Annotated in this window: 3 protein-coding genes; all 3 read right to left on the reverse strand. The window is 69.6% G+C overall.

Features of this window, described 5'->3' with window-relative positions; all coding sequences use genetic code 11:
- Positions 1 to 145: 145 nt before the first annotated feature.
- The 3 genes from ACXRVZ_RS02800 to ACXRVZ_RS02810 are packed head-to-tail and all read right to left on the reverse strand — an operon-like array spanning position 146 to position 21,092.
- Complete coding sequence (locus tag ACXRVZ_RS02800) at positions 146 to 18,670, reverse strand: beta strand repeat-containing protein (protein ID WP_457421253.1); 18,525 nt, start codon at positions 18,668 to 18,670, stop codon at positions 146 to 148.
- Positions 18,670 to 20,274, reverse strand: coding sequence for an EAL domain-containing protein (locus ACXRVZ_RS02805; RefSeq protein WP_458232174.1), 1,605 nt, complete (start codon positions 20,272 to 20,274; stop codon positions 18,670 to 18,672). The genes ACXRVZ_RS02800 and ACXRVZ_RS02805 overlap by 1 nt, the downstream gene beginning before the upstream one ends.
- Positions 20,271 to 21,092: an HDOD domain-containing protein gene (locus tag ACXRVZ_RS02810; protein ID WP_457421249.1), complete on the reverse strand. Its 822-nt coding sequence runs from the start codon at positions 21,090 to 21,092 to the stop codon at positions 20,271 to 20,273. The genes ACXRVZ_RS02805 and ACXRVZ_RS02810 overlap by 4 nt, the downstream gene beginning before the upstream one ends.
- Positions 21,093 to 21,095 lie beyond the last annotated feature (3 nt).

Genomic DNA, 21,095 nt, shown 5'->3' on the forward strand with positions numbered 1-21,095 from the left:
CCATCAGCAGGGCGCGCCCGAGGGCCTGGCGAGGCGGGTCGCTGGCAAGGCGCGCCGACGACGTGGGCTCATGCCCACGAGGAGAAGCAACACGGCCCCGTGGGGCCTGCCAGCGGCCCGAAGCGCCAGGCCAGCGGGCGCGCACTCAGCCGCCGGGGCCGATGACGACATGCAGCATCGAGGTCTGCACCCAGACGGCGCCCTGCTGCTCCATCACCGCATAGTCGGTCAGCGCATTGCCGTAGACGTCGGTGCCGGAAGACAGCGTCTGCAGCTGCGTGTCGGCCGCAACGTGGATGACGTCGCCGCTGTCCAGCTTCAGCGTCAGCGCATGGTTGGCATCGGTGATGCTGGTGATGCCGAGGCTGGACAGGTCGATGCCGCCGGCGCTGCCATTGCGCAGGTCCAGCGCCTCGATGTTGTGCGCCACGTTGATCAGCGAGGCGATGTCGAAGCTGGCGCCGCTGGTGGTGAACTTCAGCAGGTCGATGCCGGCGCCACCGTCGGCCGAGGCCAGGTCGGCGGGCGACGCGGCGATCAGCGTGTCGTCGCCATTGCCGCCCAGCAGCGTGTCGGCACCGCCGCCGCCGGTCAGCGTGTCGTTACCGTCGGCGCCGCTCAGCGTGTTGGCGGCGCTGTTGCCGGTGATCTGGTTGTCCAGCGTGTTGCCTGTGCCGTTGATGGCGGACCCACCCGTAAGCGTCAGGTGTTCGACGTTGGCGCCCAGCGTGTGCGTCACCGAGGCCTGCACGCTGTCGGTGCCGGCGGCCGCGCCTTCGGTGACCATGTCGCCCGCGTTGTCGACGACGTAGCTGTCATTGCCCGCACCACCGGCCATCGCGTCGGCACCAGCACCACCGTCCAGCAGGTTGTCACCCGCGTTGCCGGTGAGCTGGTTGTTCAGCGTGTTGCCGGTGGCGTTGAGGTTGGCCGAGCCGGTCAGGATGAGTTGTTCGACGTTGACCGGCAGCGCAAAGCTGATGGACGCCTGCACGATGTCCAGCCCGGCGTTGGCGGCCTCGGTGACGACGTCACCGGCGTTGTCGACGACATAGGTGTCGTTGCCTGCACCGCCCGCCATCGCGTCGGCACCCGCGCCGCCGTCGAGCTGGTTGTCGCCGATGTTGCCGATCAGCGCGTTGTCCAGCGCGTTGCCGGTGGCGTTGATGTTGGCGCTGCCCGTCAGCGTCAGGTTCTCGACATTGGCGGCCAGCGTGTAGCTGACTGATGCCAGCACGATGTCGGTGCCCTCGCCGAGCGCCTCAGTGACCACGTCGCCCGCGTTGTCGACGACATAGCTGTCGTTGCCCGTGCCGCCGACCAGCGTGTCGGCGCCCGCGCCACCGTCCAGCGTGTCGTTGCCGGCCAGGCCGGTCAGCGTGTTGGCGGCGCCGTTGCCGGTCAGCAGGTTGTCCAGCGTGTTGCCGGTGCCGTTGATGGCGGCGGCACCCGTCAGCGTCAGGTTTTCCAGATTCAGGCCGAGCGTCGTCGTGATGCTGGCCTGCACGGTGTCGTTGCCTTCGCTCACGGCCTCGGTGATGGCGTCCGTGGCCGAGTCGACGACGTAGATGTCGTTGCCGACGCCGCCGGCCATCGTGTCGTTGCCGGCACCGCCGTCGAGCAGGTCGTCGCCGTTGCCGCCGGTCAGCGTGTCGTTGCCGTTGCCGCCGTAGAGCGAGCCGCCCGCGCTGGCGACGACGAAGACCGTCGGCGCCGCGGTCTTGTAGGGGTTGGCCACGGCGAGCTGGTTGACCGTGCCCCACTTCCAGGCCAGATAGCCGTCCAGGCGCTGCTGGTCGGCCGCAGACAGCGTCGTGCCGGTGACGATGACTTCGCTGTAGTCGCTGCTGGTGTTCCACTGGCTGCCCCAGCCGGTGCCTATGGTCAGCAAGCCGCTGAAGTTGAGCGACTGGTTGACGGTGGACACGACGTGCGTGGCCTCGGCCAGCGTCGTGTAGACATTGGCGCGGGTGTTCCAGGCCTGCAGCGTGCCGTCGACGGTCCAGGCCGACTTGAGGTTGTTGTTGGCGGCGCCCACCACGTCCGTGCCGCCGTCGCCCTGCCCCGAGATGAGAAGCCAGTTGCTGCCGCTGGCGCCGGTGGACATGGGCATGGAGAAGCTGTCGCCCGACTTCTGCACCCAGTAGAGGCTGCCGCCCGAGGCGATGGTGGCCAGGCTGATGCTCAGGCGGTCGTCCAGGCCGTCGAGCCGCACGGTGGGCAGGTTGTTCATGCCGTCCAGCACCAGCAGCGGCTCGAAGCTGCCGTTGCTGGCCGTGGCGTCATGCGCGCCGCCACTCTTGTCGCGCCAGACGGCAACGCGGCCGTCCGCCGTGTGGCCGCTCTCGTTGATGCCTTCCTGCACGCCGTCGCCGTCCAGGTCGGCAGCGTCCAGCCACACGGTCAGGTTGGAGAGCTGCCCGGGTGTCCAGGCCGCGACGTTGCCCAGCTTGAGCACGTCGTCGCCGTCATTGCCCTGCAGCGTGCTGCCGCCGTCGGCGGTGAGGCTGTCGTTGCCGTTGCCGCCCAGCAGCGTGTCGGCACCGCCGCCGCCCAGCAGCGTGTCGTTACCGTCGCCGCCGTCCAGCGTGTTGGTCGCTGCATTGCCCGTCAGCACGTTGGCCGCCGCGTTGCCGGTGGCGTTGACCACGGCGCTGCCCGTCAGCGTGATGTTCTCGATGTTGGGCAGGCTGGCCAGCGTGTAGCTGACGCTGGACTGCACGGTGTCCGTGCCCTCCGCCGCGTTCTCGGTCAGCGTGTCGGCGGTGTTGGTGACGACGTAGGTGTCGTCGCCCGTGCCGCCCGCCAGCGTGTCCACGTTCGGGCCGCCGATCAGCGTGTCGTTGCCGGCACCGCCGTTGAGCGTGTCGCCAGCGGTATCGGTCGCGGCCGCGTCGCCGAAGCTGAACACCGTGGACGGCACGGCCACGAAGGACGGCGCGCCCGGCGTCAGCCAGGCCAGCTGCGCCGTCGCGGTGCCGCTGCCTTCGTTCATCTGCACCAGGATGCTGTGCAAGCCGGCGCTGAGCGAGAACGACAGCGAATCGATGTTGTTGAGGTTGCTGCTGATGCCGACGACGTACTGGCCGTCGATGAAGACGGACATGCCGTCGTCCGCGCTGACGCGGAAGGTGTAGTTGCCCGCCGTGGCGATGTTGACGTAGCCGTTCCAGCGAACGGAGAAGTTGTCGGTGTTGACGACGCCCGTGGCCGGCGAGCCGGAGGCCCAGCTGAAGGCGATGTTGGCATCCTGGCGCGTCAGCACCGGAGCGCCCAGCCAGGTGGTGTTGTTCCAGTACTCGGCGCGCAGACCGGCCTGCTGAAGGCCGGCGAGGTAGTTCGGGCGGCTGCCCGAGACGAGGATGTCGTCGCCGTTGCCGCCGCTCAGCGTATCGGTGCCGCCACCGCCGTAGAGCGTGTCGTTGCCGTCCATGCCCAGCAGCGCGTCGTTGCCACTGTTGCCGACGACGAGGTTGGCCAGCGCATTGCCCGTGCCAGTGTGGGCGCCGGTATCGGTGAAGCTCAGGCGCTCCAGCGTGGCGCCCATCGTGTAGGTGGCCAGCGAGGTCTCGACGCTGTCCAGGCCGAAGGTGTCGGTGATGACGTCAGTGGCGCTGTCCACCACATAGGTGTCGTCGCCGGCCGCGCCCACCATCGTGTCGTTGCCAGCGCCGCCGTCCAGGCGCTCGTTGGCCACGGTGCCGGTCAGCGTGTTGTTCAGCGAATTGCCGAGGAGCTTGAGGTTGTTCTGGCTCAGCGCGCTCAGGTTCTCGATGTTGGCCGGCAGCCGGAAATCGATGTTGGCCTGGATGAGGTCGGTGCCCTCGCTCGCGTTCTCGATGACCGTGGTGAACGGCAGGTAGACGTTGTAGGTGTCATTGCCCGCCGCGCCGGCCATCGACGTGGCGTTGGGGTTGCCGGCGTTGGACGGGCCGGTGATGACGTTGTCGAGCGCGTTGCCAGTGACGTTGATGTTGTAGGAGGACTGCAGGTCCAGGTTCTCGACGTTGGCGCCCAGCGTGTAGCTCAGGATGGTCGCGTTGTTGGTCGTGCGCTGCAGGATGACCGTGTCGATGCCCTCGCCCGCGTTCTCGACGACGACGAGGTTCAAGCTGAAGTTGCCCAGGCTGTCGGCCTGCTGGTAGTAGGTGTCGTCGCCCAAGCCGCCGGCCATGGTCGTGGCGATGCCGCTGTAAACGCTGGCGTAGAGCGCGTTGGCGACCGTGTTGCCGGTGATGGTGCCGGCCGTGCGGCCGACGTAGTAGATGTTCTCGACGTTGGCGCCCAGCGTGTAGCTGGCGGAGGCGTAGACGGCGTCCGTGCCTTCGCTGGCGTTCTCGTTGATGACGTCACCGGCGTTGTCGACGAAGTAGACGTCGTTGCCCGCGCCGCCGGTCATCGTGTCGGCGCCCGCGCCGCCGTCGATGCGGTTGGCGCCGCTGTTGCCGAGGATGGTGTTGGCCAGCGCGTTGCCGGCGCCGTTGATGGCGGCGGTGCCGGTCAGCGTCAGGTTCTCGGTGTTGGCCGTCAGCGTGTAGCTGACCGAGGTCAGCACGAGGTCGGTGCCGCCGCTGGCTTCCTCGACGACGGTGTCGCCGATGTCGTCCACCGTGTAGGTGTCATTGCCTGCGCCGCCGACCATCCAGTCGGCGCCGGTCTTGCCGTCCAGCGTGTCGTTGCCGTTGCCGCCGAAGAGCGCGTCCACGCGCACGCCGCCGTTCAGCGTGTCGTTGCCGTCGCCGCCGAAGAGGACGGCGTCGACCCGGCCCGTGCCGCGCGCCGCAGCGCCGTTGTAGGCGGCGGTCAGGGTCTCGTTGGCGGCCGTGCCGAAGGTGATCTTGGCCGCCGTCCACATCGTGTCCAGGCCGACGGTGCCCAAGGCGCCGCCGGTCATGCTGACGGGCGTGCCCACGCCCCACTTGGTGGCCAGGTAGTTCTCGATGACGCGTTGCTCGCCGGGAGAGAGCACATGGTCGAACACCAGCAGCTCGGAGACGCTGCCGCGGCTGGCCTCGCCGGTGCCGCCCTGGTAGCCGGAGAGCTGGATCTTGCCCAGCCAGCCGTCACTGGTGCTGCCGGTGGCGGCCAGCGCCACGCCGTTCTTGTAGAGCGTGCCCGAGCCGACCTGGTCGTTGGCGGTGTACTGGATGGGCGTGTTGGCCTGCACGGTGCCGTTGGTCTGCGACACCCAGTTCTGGCCATAGAGCTGGTCCTGGTAGCCGCCGTGCCAGCCGATCAGCGAGTTGTCGGTGGACGAGGACACGAGCCGCCCGTTCTGCGTGCCGGTCATCTGGCCGACGACGAAGAGCGAGTAGTTCTGGCCCACCCACAAGCCGCTGTTCAGCGTGTCGCCGCCGTCGAAAGTGACCGTGGGCTGCCCGTTCAGGCCGCTCAGGTCGAGCTTGGGCGAAGCGGCGGCTGTGCCCTGCGTGAAGTTGTTGCCGCTGCCGCTCTTGTCGACCCAGGTGCTGAGGTTGCCGTTGCCGTTGATGAGGCCGGCCTCGCCGAGGCCCGATGACGTGCCGTTGCCGTCCAGATCGTTGGCGTCCAGCCAGGTGATCTTGCCGCCAATGGTGGCAAAGGTCGGGTCGGCCGACATGCCCCACAGCGTGCGCAGGTCCGCAAGGCTCGGCAGCACCAGCCCGCTGATGTCGATGGCCAGGTTCACGCCGCCGGCGGAGATGGCCACCAGCAACTTGCCGGTGTTGCCGTTGGACAGCAGCACGTCGGGCGCGGCGTTGACGTTGGTGGTGTTGTTGTAGTCGCTGCCGTTGAGCAGCAGCAGGTCGTTGCCGTCGAGCAGGATCTCCAGCTTGCCGCCGCCGTCGGCGCCGACGAAGTTGCTGGTGTTGACGTCGCTGGAGCGCACGGTGATGGTCTCGACCGTGCCGCCGAAGAAGTCCAGCACCTCGATGCCCTGGACCTTGGCGGTGAGCTGGTTGACGTTGGTGACACCTAGGCCGTCGAGCCTGAAGGTGTCGACGCCAGTGCCACCGTTGACGGACGCGAACGTGAGGTCGCTGACGACGATGGTGTCGGCACCAGCAGCGGCGCTGATGGTGTCCGCCCCACCGCCGCCGATGATGGTGTTGTTGCCTGCGTTGCCGGTGATGACGTTGGCCAGGCTGTTGCCGGTGGCCGTGATGTTGGCGCTGCCGGTCAGCGTCAGGTTCTCGAAGTTGGCGGCCAGCGCCCAGCTGACGCTGGACATCACCGTGTCGGTGCCGCCGCCGGCCTGCTCGTAGAGCTGGTCGCCGACGTTGTCGACGACATAGCTGTCGTTGCCCGCACCGCCCACCAGCACGTCAGCGCCCTGGCCGCCGTCCAGCACGTTGTTGCCGCTGTTGCCCGTGATGGTGTTGCTCAGCGCGTTGCCGGTGCCGTTGATGTCGCCGGTGCCGGTCAGCACCAGCGTCTCGACGTTGGCGGCCAGCGTGATGCTGATGCCGGCCTGGACGATGTCGGTGCCCTCGCCGAAATACTCGACGACGAGGTCGCTGGCGCTGTCGATGACATAGGTGTCGTCGCCCAGGCCGCCGGTCAGCACGTCGGCACCAACGCCGCCGTCGAGCACGTTGTTGCCCTCGTTGCCGGTGATGAAGTTGACGAGGCCGTTGCCGGTCGCGTCGATGGCATCGGCGCCGGTGAGTTCCAGGTTTTCGAGGTTGGCACCCAGCACCCAGCTGATGGAGCTGCGCACGGTGTCCGTGCCCTCGCCGCTGTTTTCGGTGATGAGGTCGCCGGCGCTGTCGACGACGTAGATGTCATTGCCCGCGCCGCCAATCAGGCGGTCGTCGCCGGCGTCGCCGTCCAGCAGGTTGGCGCCGGCGTTGCCGGTGATCTGGTTGTTCAGGTCGTTGCCGGTGCCGTCGATGTCGGCGGTGCCGGAGAGCACCAGGTTCTCGACGTTGTCGGCCAGGCCGTAGCTGATGCCGGCCGTGACGGTGTCGGTGCCGCCACCGGCAAACTCGACGACGGTGTCGCCGAGGTTGTCGACGAGGTAGCTGTCATTGCCCGCGCCGCCCACGAGACGGTCCACGCCCGCGCCGCCGTCCAGCACGTTGTTGCCGCTGTTGCCGGTGATGACGTTGTCCAGCGTGTTGCCGGTGGCGTTCAGGTTGGCCGCACCTGTGAGCGTCAGGTTCTCGACCTCGTTGACGAGCGTGTAGTTGATCGAAGCCAGTACCGTGTCGCTGCCCTCGCCTGGGTTCTCGGTGACGAGGTCGCCGGCGTTGTCGACGACGTAGCTGTCGTTGCCCGAGCCGCCGGCCAGCGTGTCGGCCCCGAGGCCGCCGTCCAGCACGTTGTTGCCGGTGTTGCCGGTCAGCGTGTTGGCCAGGTCGTTGCCGGTACCGTTGATGTTGTTGCTGCCCGTCAGCAGCAGGTTCTCCAGGTTCGCTCCGAGCGTCCACGTGACGGACGACTGCACCGTGTCGTTGCCCTCGGCCGCGTTCTCGGTGAGGGCGTCGCCGCTGTTGTCGACGATGTAGATGTCGTCGCCCACGCCGCCGGCCATCTGGTCGGCGCCGGCGCCACCGTCCAGCACGTTGACGCCGCTGTTGCCGGTGATCTGGTTGGCCAGCGTGTTGCCGCTGCCGTTGAGGTCGTTGCTGCCGGTGAGGATGAGGTTCTCGACGTTGGCGCCGAGGGTGAAGCTGACGCTGCTGCGCACCAGGTCCACGCCTTCGCCGGCGCCTTCGATGACGACGTCGCCGGCGTTGTCGACGAGGAAGGTGTCGTTGCCGGCGCCGCCGGTCATCGTGTCGGCGCCCAGGCCGCCGTCGATGAGGTTGCTGCCGCCGTTGCCGGTGATCTGGTTGTTGGCGGTGTTGCCGGTGGCGTTGATGGCGTCGGTGCCGGTCAGCACCAGGTTCTCGAGGTTGGCGCCCAGCGTGTAGGTGATGGCCGAGCGAACGGTGTCCGTGCCCTCGCCGACGTTCTCGGTGATGAGGTCGCCGGCGTCGTCGACGACATAGGTGTCGTTGCCGACGCCGCCGACGAGGCGGTCCGCGCCCGCGCCGCCATCCAGCACGTTGGCGCCGCTGTTGCCGGTGATGGTGTTGTCCAGCTCGTTGCCGGTGCCGTCCACGCTGGCGGTGCCGGTCAGGATCAGGTTCTCGATGTTGGCGCCCAGCACGAAGCTGGCCGCGGCGCGCACGGTGTCCGTGCCCTCGCCTGGGTTCTCGACGACCTGGTCGCCGGAGTCGTCCACCACATAGGTGTCGTCGCCCGCGCCGCCGGCCATCAGGTCAGCGCCCGCGCCGCCGTCGATGGAGTTGTTGCCCGAGTTGCCGGTGATCTGGTTGGCCAGCTCGTTGCCGGTGCCGCTGAGGTTGGCGCTGCCGGTGAGGATCAGGTTCTCGACGTTGGCGGCCAGCACGCGGCTGACGGACGAGATCTCGGTGTCCGTGCCCGCGGCGAAGTCTTCGACGACGGCGTCGCCGCTGTTGTCGACGTAGAAGGTGTCGTCGCCGCCGCCGCCGGCCATCGTGTCGGCGCCCGCGCCGCCGTCGATGACGTTGGCCGCCGCGTTGCCGGTGATCTGGTTGCTGCCCGCGTTGCCGGTGCCGCTGATGTTGCCGGTGCCGACGAGCACCAGGTTCTCCAGCGTGGCGCCGAGCGTGTAGCTGATGCTGGAGCGGACCGTGTCCGTGCCTTCGCCGCTGGCTTCGATGACCTGGTCGCCGGCGTTGTCGACGCCGTAGGTGTCATCACCGAGGCCGCCGGTCATGATGTCGGCGCCCGCGCCGCCGTCCAGCACGTTGTTGCCGCTGTTGCCGGTCAACTGGTTGGCCTGGCCGTTGCCGCTGCCGTCGATGTCGGCGGTGCCCAGCAGGACGAGGTTCTCGATGTTCGCGCCGAGCACGAAGCTCACGCTGCTGCGCACGAGGTCCGTGCCCTCGCCCACCGATTCGGTGACCGTGTCGCCCGCGTTGTCGACGAGGTAGGTGTCGTCACCCGCGCCGCCGGCCATGCGGTCGGCGCCCGTGCCGCCGTCGACGAGGTTGGCGCCGGCGTTGCCGGTGATCGTGTTGTCGAGCTCGTTGCCGGTGGCGCTGAGGTTGCCGGTGCCAGTCAGCACGAGGTTCTCGACGTTGGCGCCGAGCGCATAACTGACCGACGCGCGGACCGTGTCCGTGCCCTCGCCGGTGCCTTCGGTGACCACGTCGCCAGCGTTGTCGACGACGTAGATGTCGTTGCCCGCGCCGCCGGCCATCGCGTCGGCGCCCAGGCCGCCGTCCAGCGTGTTGTTGGCGATGTTGCCGGTGAGCGTGTTGTCGAGGTCGTTCCCGCTTCCGTTGACATCGCCGGTGCCGGTCAGCACCAGGCGCTCGATGTTGGCGCCGAGCGTGAAGCTGACGCTGCTGCGCACGGTGTCCGTGCCCTGGCCGCTGAACTCGGTGACGGTGTCGCCCAGGTCGTCGACGACGTAGCTGTCGTCGCCCGCGCCGCCAGCCATCGCGTCAGCGCCCGCGCCGCCGTCTAGCAGGTTGTTGCCGCTGTTGCCGGTGAGCTGGTTGGCCAGCTCGTTGCCGGTGCCGTCAGCGTTGGCGCTGCCCGTCAGCACCAGGTTCTCGATGTTGGGGCCGAGCGTGAACGTGACGCTTGAGCGAACGATGTCCGTGCCCTCGCCCGCGGCTTCCGTCACCGTGTCGCCGAGGTTGTCGACGAGGTAGGTGTCGTTGCCCGCGCCGCCCGCCAGTGCATCAGCACCTGCCCCGCCGTCGAGCGTGTTGTTGCCGGCATTGCCGGTGATGACGTTGTCCTGCGCGTTGCCGGTCGCGTCGATGTTGGCGTTGCCCGTCAGCACGAGGTTCTCGACGTTGGCCGGCAGGCTCAGCGTGACGGACGAGCGGATGGTGTCGGTGCCCGCGGCCGCGTTCTCGGTGACGGTGTCGCCGGCGTTGTCCACCACGTAGCTGTCGTCGCCCGCGCCGCCGGCCATCTGATCGGCGCCCGCGCCGCCGTCCAGCACGTTGTTGCCGGCGTTGCCGGTCAGGCGGTTGGCGGAGGAATTGCCCGTCGCGTTGATGCTGGCGCTGCCCGTCAGCGTGATGTCTTCGATGTTCTCGCCGAGGCGGAAGCTGACCGTCGAGAAGACCTGGTCGTTGCCTTCGCTGACGGCCTCGGTGACGGTGTCGCCGGCGTTGTCGACGTAATACGTGTCGTCGCCCGTGCCGCCGGCCATCGCGTCGGCACCGGCCTTGCCGTCCAGCACGTTGTTGCCGCCGTTGCCCAGCAGCGCGTTGTCCAGCTCGTTGCCGGTGGCGTTGATGTCGCCGCTGCCCGTCAACGTCAGGTTCTCGACGTTGGCGCCCAGCACATGGCTCAGCGACGAGCGCACGAGGTCAGCTCCCTCGCCGACGTTCTCGGTCACGGTGTCGCCGGCGTTGTCGACGACGTAGGTGTCGTCGCCCGCGCCGCCGGCCATTGCGTCGGCACCGGCGCGGCCGTCCAGCACGTTGTTGCCGCCGTTGCCGATGAGGACGTTGGCGGCAGCATTGCCGGTGGCGTCGATGTCGGCGCCGCCGGTCAGCGTCAGGTTCTCCAGGTTGGCACCGAGCGTCCACGTCACGCTGCTGCGCACGAGGTCCGTGCCTTCGCCGGCCTGCTCGGTGATGCTGTCGCCTGCCACGTCCACCACGTAGGTGTCGTCGCCCGCGCCGCCCAGCAGCACATCCGCACCGGCGCCACCGTCCAGCACGTTGTTGCCGGCGTTGCCGGTGATGACGTTCGCCAGCGCGTTGCCGGTGCCGTCGATGTTGGCGCTGCCGGTCAGCGTGAGCTGCTCGATGTTGGCGCCCAGGCGGAAGCTGACGCTGGACTGCACGAGGTCGATGCCTTCGCCGGCCTGTTCAGTCACCGTGTCGCCGGTGTTGTCGACGAGATAGATGTCGTTGCCCGCGCCGCCGGCCATCGCGTCGGCGCCCAGGCCGCCATCGATCGTGTTGTTGCCGGCGTTGCCAGTGATGACGTTGTCCAGCGCGTTGCCGTTGCCGGTCCAGTCGCCGGTGCCGGTCAGCACGAGGTTTTCGAGGTTGGCGCCCAGCGTGTAGCTGAAGCCGGCGCGCACGGTGTCCGTGCCTTCGCCGGCGTTCTCGGTGACGACGTCGCCGGCGTTGTCCACCACGTAGCTGTCGTTGCCCGCGCCGCCCAGCATCGTGTCGGCGCCCAGGCCGCCGTCGATGAGGTTGTTGCCGCTGTTGCCGGTGATGACGTTGTCGAGGTCGTTGCCCGTGCCGCTGATGGGCGCGGTGCCGCTCAGCGTCAGGTTCTCGATGTTGCTGCCGAGCGTGAAGCTGACGCCGCTGCGCACGAGGTCCGTGCCGCCGCCTGCGGCTTCCGTCACCACGTCGCCGGCGTCGTCGACGATGTAGGTGTCGTCGCCCGAGCCGCCGAGCATCGTGTCGGCGCCCGCGCCGCCGTCGATGAGGTTGGCGCCGCCGTTGCCGACGATGCGGTTGTCCAGCTCGTTGCCGGTGCCGGCGATGTTGGCGCCGCCGGTGAGCTGCAGTTCCTCGACGTTGGCCGACAGCGCATAGCTGACGCTGGCCTTGACCGTGTCGTAGCCGGCGTTGCCGTCTTCGGCCACGGTGTCGCCAGTGTTGTCGACGATGTAGCTGTCGTCGCCCGCGCCGCCGGCCATCGTGTCCGCGCCGGCCTTGCCGTCGATGAGGTTGGCGCCGGCGTTGCCGGTGATGACGTTGTCGGCCGCGTTGCCGGTGGCGTCGAGGTTGCCGCTGCCGGTCAGCGTCAGGTTTTCGAGGTTGTCGCCGAGCGTCCAGGTGATGGACGAGCGGACGAGGTCCGTGCCTTCGTTGGCGGCTTCGGCGAGTTGGTCGCCGATGTTGTCGACGACGTAGATGTCGTCGCCCGCGCCGCCGGCCATCGCGTCGGCGCCGGCCTTGCCGTCGAGCAGGTTGTTGCCGCTGTTGCCGAGCAGCGTGTTGGCCAGCGAGTTGCCGGTCGCGTCGACGTTGGCGCTGCCCGTCAGCGTCAGGTTCTCGATGTTGGCGCCGAGGGTGAAGCTGACGCCGGAGCGAACCAGGTCCGTGCCCTCGCCCGAGCCTTCGGTGACCGTGTCGCCGGTGTTGTCGACGACATAAATGTCATCACCCGCGCCGCCGGCCATGGCATCGACACCCGCGCCGCCGTCGATGACGTTCGCGCCGCTGTTGCCGGTGATGACGTTGTCCTGCGCATTGCCGGTGGCGTTGTTGTTCGCGCTGCCCGTCAGCACGAGGTTCTCGACGTTGGCCGTCAGTGCGTAGCTGATGCCGGAGCGGACCGTGTCGGTGCCTTCGCCGAAGGCCTCGGTGACGACGTCGCCGCTGCTGTCGACGACATAGCTGTCATCGCCCGCGCCGCCGGCCATCTGGTCGGAGCCCGCACGGCCGTCCAGCACGTTGTCGCCGCCGTTGCCGGTGAGCTGGTTGTCCAGCGCATTGCCGGTCGCGTCGATGTTGGGGCTGCCCGTCAGCGTCAGGTTTTCGAGGTTGGCGCCCAGCGTCCAGCTGACGGAGCTGCGAACCAGGTCCACGCCTTCGCCGGCCAATTCGGCGAGTTGGTCGCCCGCGTTGTCGACAACGTAGCTGTCGTCGCCCGCGCCGCCAGTCATCACGTCGGCGCCAGCGCCGCCGTCCAGCACGTTGTTGCCCGCATTGCCGGTGATGACGTTGACGAGGGTATTGCCCGTGCCGTCGATGTTGCCCGTGCCGGTCAGCACCAGGTTCTCGACGTTGGCGCCGAGGCGGAAGCTGACGCTGGACTGCACGAGGTCCGTGCCCTCGCCCGACTGCTCGGTGACCGTATCGCCAAGGTTGTCGACGAGGTAGATGTCGTCGCCGGCCGCGCCGGCCAGCGTGTCGGCGCCCGCGCCGCCGTCGATGACGTTGGCGCCGCTGTTGCCGCTGATGACGTTGTTCAGCGCGTTGCCGGTGGCGTCGATGTTGGCGCTGCCGGTCAGCGTCAGGTTCTCGACGTTGGCGCCGAGCGTGAACGTGACGCTGCTGCGCACGAGGTCCGTGCCCTCGCCCGCGGCTTCGGTGACGGTGTCGCCGAGGTTGTCGACGACGTAGCTGTCGTTGCCCGCGCCGCCGGCCATCGCATCGGCGCCCGCACCGCCGTCCAGCACGTTGTTGCCGGCGTTGCCGGTGATGACGTTATCCAGTTCGTTGCCCGTCGCGTCGATGTTGGTCGCGCCGGTCAGGATCAGGTTCTCGACGTTGGCCGGCAGCACCAGCGTGACGGACGAGCGGATGGTGTCCGTGCCTTCGCCGGCGTTCTCGGTCACCACGTCGCCCGCGTTGTCGACGACGTAGCTGTCGTCGCCCAGGCCGCCCGCCATCTGGTCCGCGCCCGCGCCGCCGTCCAGCACGTTGTTGCCGCTGTTGCCGGTCAGGCGGTTGGCCAGCGTGTTGCCGGTCGCGTTGACGTTGGCGTTGCCCGTCAGCGTCAGGTCTTCGATGTTCTCGCCGAGGCGGAAGCTGACGCTGGACAGCACCAGATCGTTGCCTTCGTTCGTCGCTTCTGTGACGGTGTCGCCGACGTTGTCGACGACGTAGGTGTCGTCGCCCGCGCCGCCCGCCATCGTGTCCGCGCCGGCCTTGCCGTCGATGACGTTGGCGCCCGCGTTGCCGGTGATGACGTTGTCCAGCGCGTTGCCGGTGGCGTTGATGTCGGCCGTGCCGGTCAGCGTCAGGTTCTCGATGTCCGCACCCAGCACCCAGGTGACGGAGGAACGCACGAGGTCCGTGCCTTCGGCCAGGCTTTCAGTGACCGTGTCGCCGAGGTTGTCGACGACGTAGATGTCGTCGCCCGCGCCGCCCGACATCGTGTCCGCGCCGGCCTTGCCGTCCAGCACGTTGTTGCCGGCATTGCCGAGCAGTGTGTTGGCCAGCGCGTTGCCGGTGGCGTCGATGTTGGCGGCGCCCGTCAGCGTCAGGTTCTCGACGTTGGCGCCGAGCGTGAACGTGACGCTCGAACGAACCAGGTCGGTGCCCTCGCCGGCGTTCTCGGTGACGGTGTCGCCGGCGTTGTCGACGACATAGCTGTCGTCGCCCGCACCGCCCGCCATCGTGTCGGCGCCCGCGCCGCCGTCGATCTGGTTATTGCCGCTGTTGCCGGTGATGACGTTGTCGAGCGCGTTGCCGGTGGCGCTGTTGCCGGCCGTGCCGGTCAGCACGAGGTTCTCGACGTTGGCGCCCAGCGCGTAGCTGATGCCGGCGCGGACCGTGTCTGTGCCTTCGCCGAAGTTCTCGCTGACCGCGTCGCCGGCGTTGTCGACGATGTAGCTGTCGTCGCCCGCGCCGCCGGCCATGCGGTCGGCGCCCGCGCCGCCATCCAGCACGTTGTTGCCGGCATTGCCGGTCAGCACGTTGTCCAGCGCGTTGCCGGTCGCGTCGATGTCGGCACTGCCGGTCAGCGTCAGGTTCTCGACGTTGGCGGACAGCGCGTAGCTGACGGACGCATTGACGCTGTCTGTGCCTTCGCCCGCTGCCTCGACGACGACATCGGCCGAGTCGTCGACGTTGTAAACATCGTTGCCCGTGCCGCCGGTCAGCAGGTTGATGCCGGCCGCGCCGGTCAGCACGTCGTCGAAGGCGCTGCCGACGAGGTTCTCGATGCCGGCGAGCGTGTCGCCCTGCGCATCGCCGCCCGTGCCGCGGCCGGTGGACAGGCTCACGGTGACGCCCGCCGTCGATGCGGCGTAGGTGGCCGTGTCGACGCCCGAGCCGCCGATCAGCACGTCGGCGCCCGCGCCGCCCACGAGCAGGTCATTGCCCGCGCCGCCGTCCAGCCGGTTGGCCGTGGCGGTGCCGATCAGCACGTCGTCGAAGCCGGAGCCGGTCAGGTTCTCGATGGCGTCGAAGCTGTCGCCGGCCGCATCGCCGGTGTTCAGCGTCGTGTCGGCCAAGCTGACGGTGAGGCCCGCAGCAGCGCCGGCATAGCTGGCCGTGTCGCTGCCGGCGCCGCCGATGAGCACGTCTGCACCCGCGCCGCCGATCAGCACGTCGTCGCCCGCGCCGCCCAGCAGGCGGTTGACGCCCGCGTCGCCTTCCAGCGTGTCGTCGAAGGCGGAGCCGGTCAGGTTCTCGATGCTGCTGAAGCTGTCGCCGGCCGCATCGCCGGCATTGCTCGTCGCGTTGACCAGGCTGGCCTTCACGCCGCTCGAAGCGCCCACGTAGGTGGCCGTGTCGTTACCCGCGCCGCCGATGAGCTGGTCGGCGCCCGCGCCGCCGTCCAGCAGGTCGTCGCCGCTGCCGCCGTCCAGGCGGTTGTCGCCGGCGTCGCCCTTCAGCGAGTCGGCGAAGTTGGAGCCGATGAGGTTCTCGATGCCGTCGATCAGGTTGCCCTGCGCGTCGCCGCCGTTACCGGTGCCGACCACCAGGTCGACCTGCACGGCCGCGCTTGATGCGGCATAGCTCAGCGTATCGTTGCCCAGGCCGCCGTGGATGACGTCCGCGCCGCCACGGCCTTCGATGAAGTCGTCGCCGTCACCGCCGTTGATCACGTTGGCGTTCGTGTCGCCGACCAGCGTGTCGTTGTAGTTGGAGCCGGCCAGGTTCTCGATGGACGCATAGCTGTCGCCCGCCGCCGCGCCGGTGTTGGTGGCCGGTGCCAGCAGGCTGGCCGCAACGCCGGCCGTGGCGCTGGCATAACTCGCCGTGTCCACGCCGTCGCCGCCGTCAAGCACGTCGCCGGCGTCACCGCCGTCCAGCACGTCGTCGCCCGCGCCGCCCACCAATCTGTTGACGCCGGCGGTGCCGGTGAGTGCGTCGTCCTTGTCGGAGCCGATCAGGTTCTCGACGCCGCTGAGCCGGTCGCCCTCGGCGTCGCCGCCCAAGCCGATGCCGGTCGCGAGATTGACGCGAACGCCTTGTGCAGATGCCGCGTAGGTCGCCGTGTCGGTGCCGGCGCCGCCGGTCAGCACATCCGCGCCGGTGCCGCCATCGAGTTGGTCGTCGCCGTCGCCGCCGTCGAGCTTGTCGTTGCCGGCCAGGCCGACGAGCGTGTCGTTGCCGGCATTGCCGATCAGCGTGTTGGCGCTTGACTCACCGGTGAGCGTGTCATCGCCACTGCCGCCGGCCAGGTTCTCGATGGACTGGAAGCTGTCGCCCGTCGCATCGCCGCCCGTCACGACGCCGCTGGTCAGGTTGATCTGCACCGCCACCGTCGAGGTGCTGTAGTCGGCCATGTCGGAGCCGTCGCCACCCATCAGCGTGTCGGCGCCCGCGCCGCCGATCAGCACGTCGTTGCCGCGCCCGCCGTCCAGCACATTGCTGCCGTCGCCGGCCACGAGGCGGTCGGAGAAGCGTGAGCCGATCAGGTTCTCGATGTTCGCCAGCGTGTCGCCGTTGGCGTCGCCGCCGGTGCTGGGCGTGGCGCCGGTGAGGTCGACCTTCACGCCTTCCTGCGAGTCGGCATAACTGGCCGTGTCCGTGCCGTCGCCGCCGTCCATCACGTCGGCGCCCGCGCCGCCGATCAGCGTGTCGTCGCCGGCGCCGCCCTGCAGGCCATCGTTGCCGGGGTTGCCGATCAGCACGTTGTCAAAGCCATCGCCGATCAGCAGGTCGTCGTTCTCGGAGCCGGCCAGGTTCTCGATGCCACTGAAGACATCACCCTTCGCCTCGCCCGTGTTCAAGGCCGCGTTGGCCAGGCTGACGGTCACGCCGGTCTGCGCGTCGATGTAGCTGGCCGTGTCCTTGCCGTCGCCGCCGGTCAGCGCGTCGGCGCCCTCGCCGCCTTCGAGCTCGTCATCGCCCGCGCCGCCGTCCAGCTTGTTGGCGCCGGCATCGCCGATCAGCAGGTCGTTCAGCGCCGAGCCGGTCAGGTTCTCGATGTCCTGCAGGCGGTCGCCCGTCGCGTCGCCGCCGCTGCCCTGGCCGGTGCCCAGGCTCACGTTCACGCCGGCGGCTGAGTTGGCGTAGCTGGCTGTGTCGTTGCCGGCGCCGCCCTGCAGCGTGTCCGCACCGGCTCGGCCTTCCAGCAGGTCGTCGCCCGCGCCGGCCTGCAGCACGTTGGCGAGCACGTCGCCGCGCAGCGTGTCGTCAAGCTCGGAGCCGATGACGTTCTCGATCTGCGTCAGCGTGTCACCCTCGGCCTCGCCGCCCTTGGCGGAGCCGGTGGCCAGGTCGATGGTGACGCCTGCCGTGGAGGCGCTGTAGACGGCTGTGTCGATGCCGGCGCCGCCGATGAGCTGGTCCGCGCCGCCGCGGCCTTCCAGCACGTCGTTGCCGGCGCCGCCGTCGAGCTTGTTCGCTGCGTTGTCGCCGCGCAGCGTGTCCGCGCCGCCACTGCCGCTGAGGTTCTCTATGCCTTCCAGCGTGTCGCCTTCGGCATCGCCGCCGCTGCCCGTGCCTGCAACCATGTCCACGTTGACGCCGGCCGACGAGCCCTCGAAGCTGGCCGTGTCGACACCCGTGCCGCCAACGAGCTTGTCGGCGCCCTCGCCGCCCACCAGCCAGTCGCTGCCGGCGCCGCCGTCGAGCTTGTCTGCGCCCGCGCCGCCGGAGATGCGGTCCGCGCCGACCAGGCCGGTGATGGTGTCGTTGCCGGCACCGCCGTCGATGATGTCGCCCAGGCCATAGGCCGGGAAGACGACGCCGGGCTTGCCGCCGGCGTCGTAGTTCATGTCCGCGGCGCTGCTCACGTCGCGCACTATTGCCGGCACGGTGAGCTTGCCTTCCAGCGTCGCGCCGTCGACGGTGGCCGTGGCGGTGACGACGATGTCGAAGGTCGCGCCGCTGGCGCCACCCGTGTCCGACGCGACGGCGTAGCGCACCATGACGCTGAAGCTCGTCTTCGCGCCATCGGCCGGCACGGCCAGCTCCCAGCCGGTGGCACCCTTGGTGGCGCCGACGACCTCGAAGCCGTCGGGCAGGCCGCTGATGACGACCGTCTTGACGACCGGCGCGGTCTTGGACGACAGCGTGATGTCGAACTGGCGCGCCCAGCCCGAGCCCATGCCCTGGCCGCCGTCGCCGGCGATGGTGTCGTCACCCGCCGTGCCGTGGATGACCTCGGGCGCGGCCTGGGCGGCGGCGGAGAAGTCGCTGGACGATTCGGCCGAACCGCCGGAGCCGGTGATGGTCGTGCCACTGACTTCCTGGCCGGTGACGTTGTGGAACTGACCTGCCACCGTCAGCGTCGGCCCCGCTGGCGGCGGCGGCGGTGTGCCGCCGCCGGGGTTGCCGGCGGGCGCGGGTGCCACCTGGATGACCAGCGAGAACGGCCGCGCCTCATCGTGGTACTCGGCCTTGGAGTTGCCGTCGCCGCTGCCCGTGCCCGAGACCATGCCGCTTTCCAGCACGGGCTTGGGCGGGGGCGGCATCTCGCTGCTTTCACGAGCGGACGGCGCGGGCGCGTCTTCAGTCGTGTTCTTCTCGATGGTTCGCAGCATCGTGTCGGTGATGTTCACCGGCCCGGCCTGGGCGATCAGCGTCGACGCCTCGACGGCGCCGTCCGAGAACAGCAGCTTGAAGTCGGGGTCGGCCAACGCGCGCAGCGCGGCGCCCTGGAAGACGTGCTGGGTGCCGTCGGCCATGACGAGCACCAGATCCACGCCGGCCACCTGCACCTTGACGACGGATGCGCGCGACAGCGCGAGCTTGATCGCGGCGTCCGCAGTGGCGGCATGGATGACGACTTTGCCCGCGACGTTGTCCATCAGGTACTCCGTGATTCTTCAGTCGGCAGGTCGGCGCAGGGGATGCCGGCAGCGCGCAGCAGCTCGGCATCCGACACGCTGGCCGCCTCGCCGGCCAGCACGCGCAAGCCCTCCGATGCGCCCAGCTCCACCATCAATTGCAGCAGGCGGCGCTTGCCCGCGCTGCCGTCGCCGGCCAGGCCGGTGCTCATCGTCGGCCCGAGGCGCAGATAGCCCACACCCAGGCGGCGCAACAGCGCCAGGTCTTCGGGCGGCGACACGACGCGGCGGATGCCGATGCGCACGCCGTGGCGCTGCAGCATGGTCGTCAGCGGCCCGAGCACGCTCACCACATTGCGTTCGCCGTCGATCTCGAACTCCACCCACAGCCTGGCGGCCAGCGGGCCGACGGCGGTCAGCGCCTCGTCAAATCGGCTGACGAAGGTGGGCCGCTCGGCGGAGCGCGGCGAGATGCGGATGGCCAGCTCGTCACCGTGGCCGGCAATCTGCGCCAGCGCCAGCTCGGCCACGCGCAGGTCGACGTCGGCGATGCGCGCGGTGCGCAAGGCCGCGGGCAGCACATCGTCGGGGCCGAAGAAGCGGCCATCCGCATGCTGCAGTCTCACCAGCGCGAGTTGGTGGACGGCGGCGCCATCCGCCGCGGCAACCGGCGCCACGCTGAGGTCGACGCGGCCGGTCAGGAGGGCCTCGTCGATGAGGCTGCGCCACTGCGCCAGCGACACCGTCGGGCCGGATCGGCTGGCACGCGCCATCATCCAGGGCGTGTCGCCACCCTCGCTGGACTGCAGCGCCCGGTCCACGCGGGACATCACCGCGCCAATCGTCTCGCCGCCATGGAAGGCGCTGGCCGCCAGCCAGCCCACGCGCGGCCGGTCGGTCAGCTCGCGCTGCTTGAGCCCGTGCAGCGCATCGGCCAGCTCACGCGTCCAGGCGTCCAGCGCGTCGGGCGGCACGCGCGGCACCAGCACGCCGAAGTCCGCGCCGTTCAGCCGCGCCACCACGCCGCCCGCTTCGTCCATCCTCAGCGCCCGCGTGCGCAGCAGCGTGGCCACCTGCTTGAGCAGCTCGTCCGCGCGCTCGCGGCCGGCGCGCTGGTTCAGGCCGGCCAGGTCGTCCACGCGCAGCAGCACCATGCCGCCGGTGGCTTCTTCATCCGGGTCGCGCAGCAGCGTGGCCAAGCGGTCCATGAACTGGGCGCGCGCGGCCAGGCCGGTCACCGGGTCGACCGAGATCTCGGCATGCAGCACGCCCAGGCGGTGGTCGCGGTCGTCCAGCTGCGCCTTGATGCGGGTCAGCGCGACATTGATGGTGCGCGACATCGAGGCCCACTCGACCGGCCCGTCCTGAGGCCGCTCGGCGATGCGGCCCTGGCCTGCGGCGTCGAGCTGACCCATCAGCGGCTCGGCACCGCGCAGCCACCAGCGCGAGACGAACAGGAGTACCGCCATCGTCACGACTGCCGCCACGCCATGGATGACGAGCAGCCAGCCGAACTGGGTCGGCGTCAACGCGCCATGCAGCAGCCACCAGTTGCCAATGGCCGACAGCGTGAAGCCGCCCGCCACCGCGCCTGCGGCTCGCTGCGTGGCGCTCCCTATGCTCACGCCTCGCCCCCCGCCGCGATCTGCTCGTACTGCGGCCCGAAGCGCTCGTCCAGGTTCTCAGCCACCAGCGAAGCCGCCGCCACGAGGCTGGCGTCCAGCTTGTGCAAGGCGCGCTGAGCGTTGTCGCCGGCCTCGATGGAGGCGGCCACCTGCGTGGCCAGGGCCAGCACCGGTGCCAGCGTGCCGGGCGCCGGATTGGCGTCCAGGTGATGGGCGACGGCCTCCACCACGGCGGTCGGGAAGCCGAGTTCATCCAGCCAGGCGGCGCTGACCTGGGCGTGGTCCAGGCCGCAGGCCTCGTGCTCCAGCGCCGCCAGCACCCGGCCGCGCGCGTGGCGCGACCCGGCCAGCACGCCGGGCAAGGTCTCCGGGAAGGCCTGGCAGAGGATGAGGTGGCCCACGTTGTGCAGCAGGCCGGCCAGGAAGGCGGCTTCGGCATCCGCGCCGGCCAGCCGAGCCAGGCTGCGCGCGGCCTTGGCGGTGAGCGTAGCGTCCAGCCAGAACTGGCGCAGGTTGACGCCCGGCACCGCGACGAACACGGCCTCCAGCCCGCCGCTGATGACGAGCGTGCGCAGCGTGTCCGTGCCGATGATGGCGACGGCGTCCTTCAGGCTCGCCAGGCTGCGGCGACCGCTGTAGTAGGGTGAATTGGCGATGCGCAGCGTGCGTGCGGCGAGCTGGGGCTCCTGCTCCAGTTCGTCCACCACCAGGGCGATGGACGCGCCGGGGTCGCGCAGCTGGCTGATGAGGCGGCGCACGACGCGCGGCACCGACGGCAGTTGCAGCCGGCCACCTGCGGCGGCGCGGAGCTTGTCCATGTG

The organism is Roseateles sp. P5_E8 (assembly GCF_054177665.1).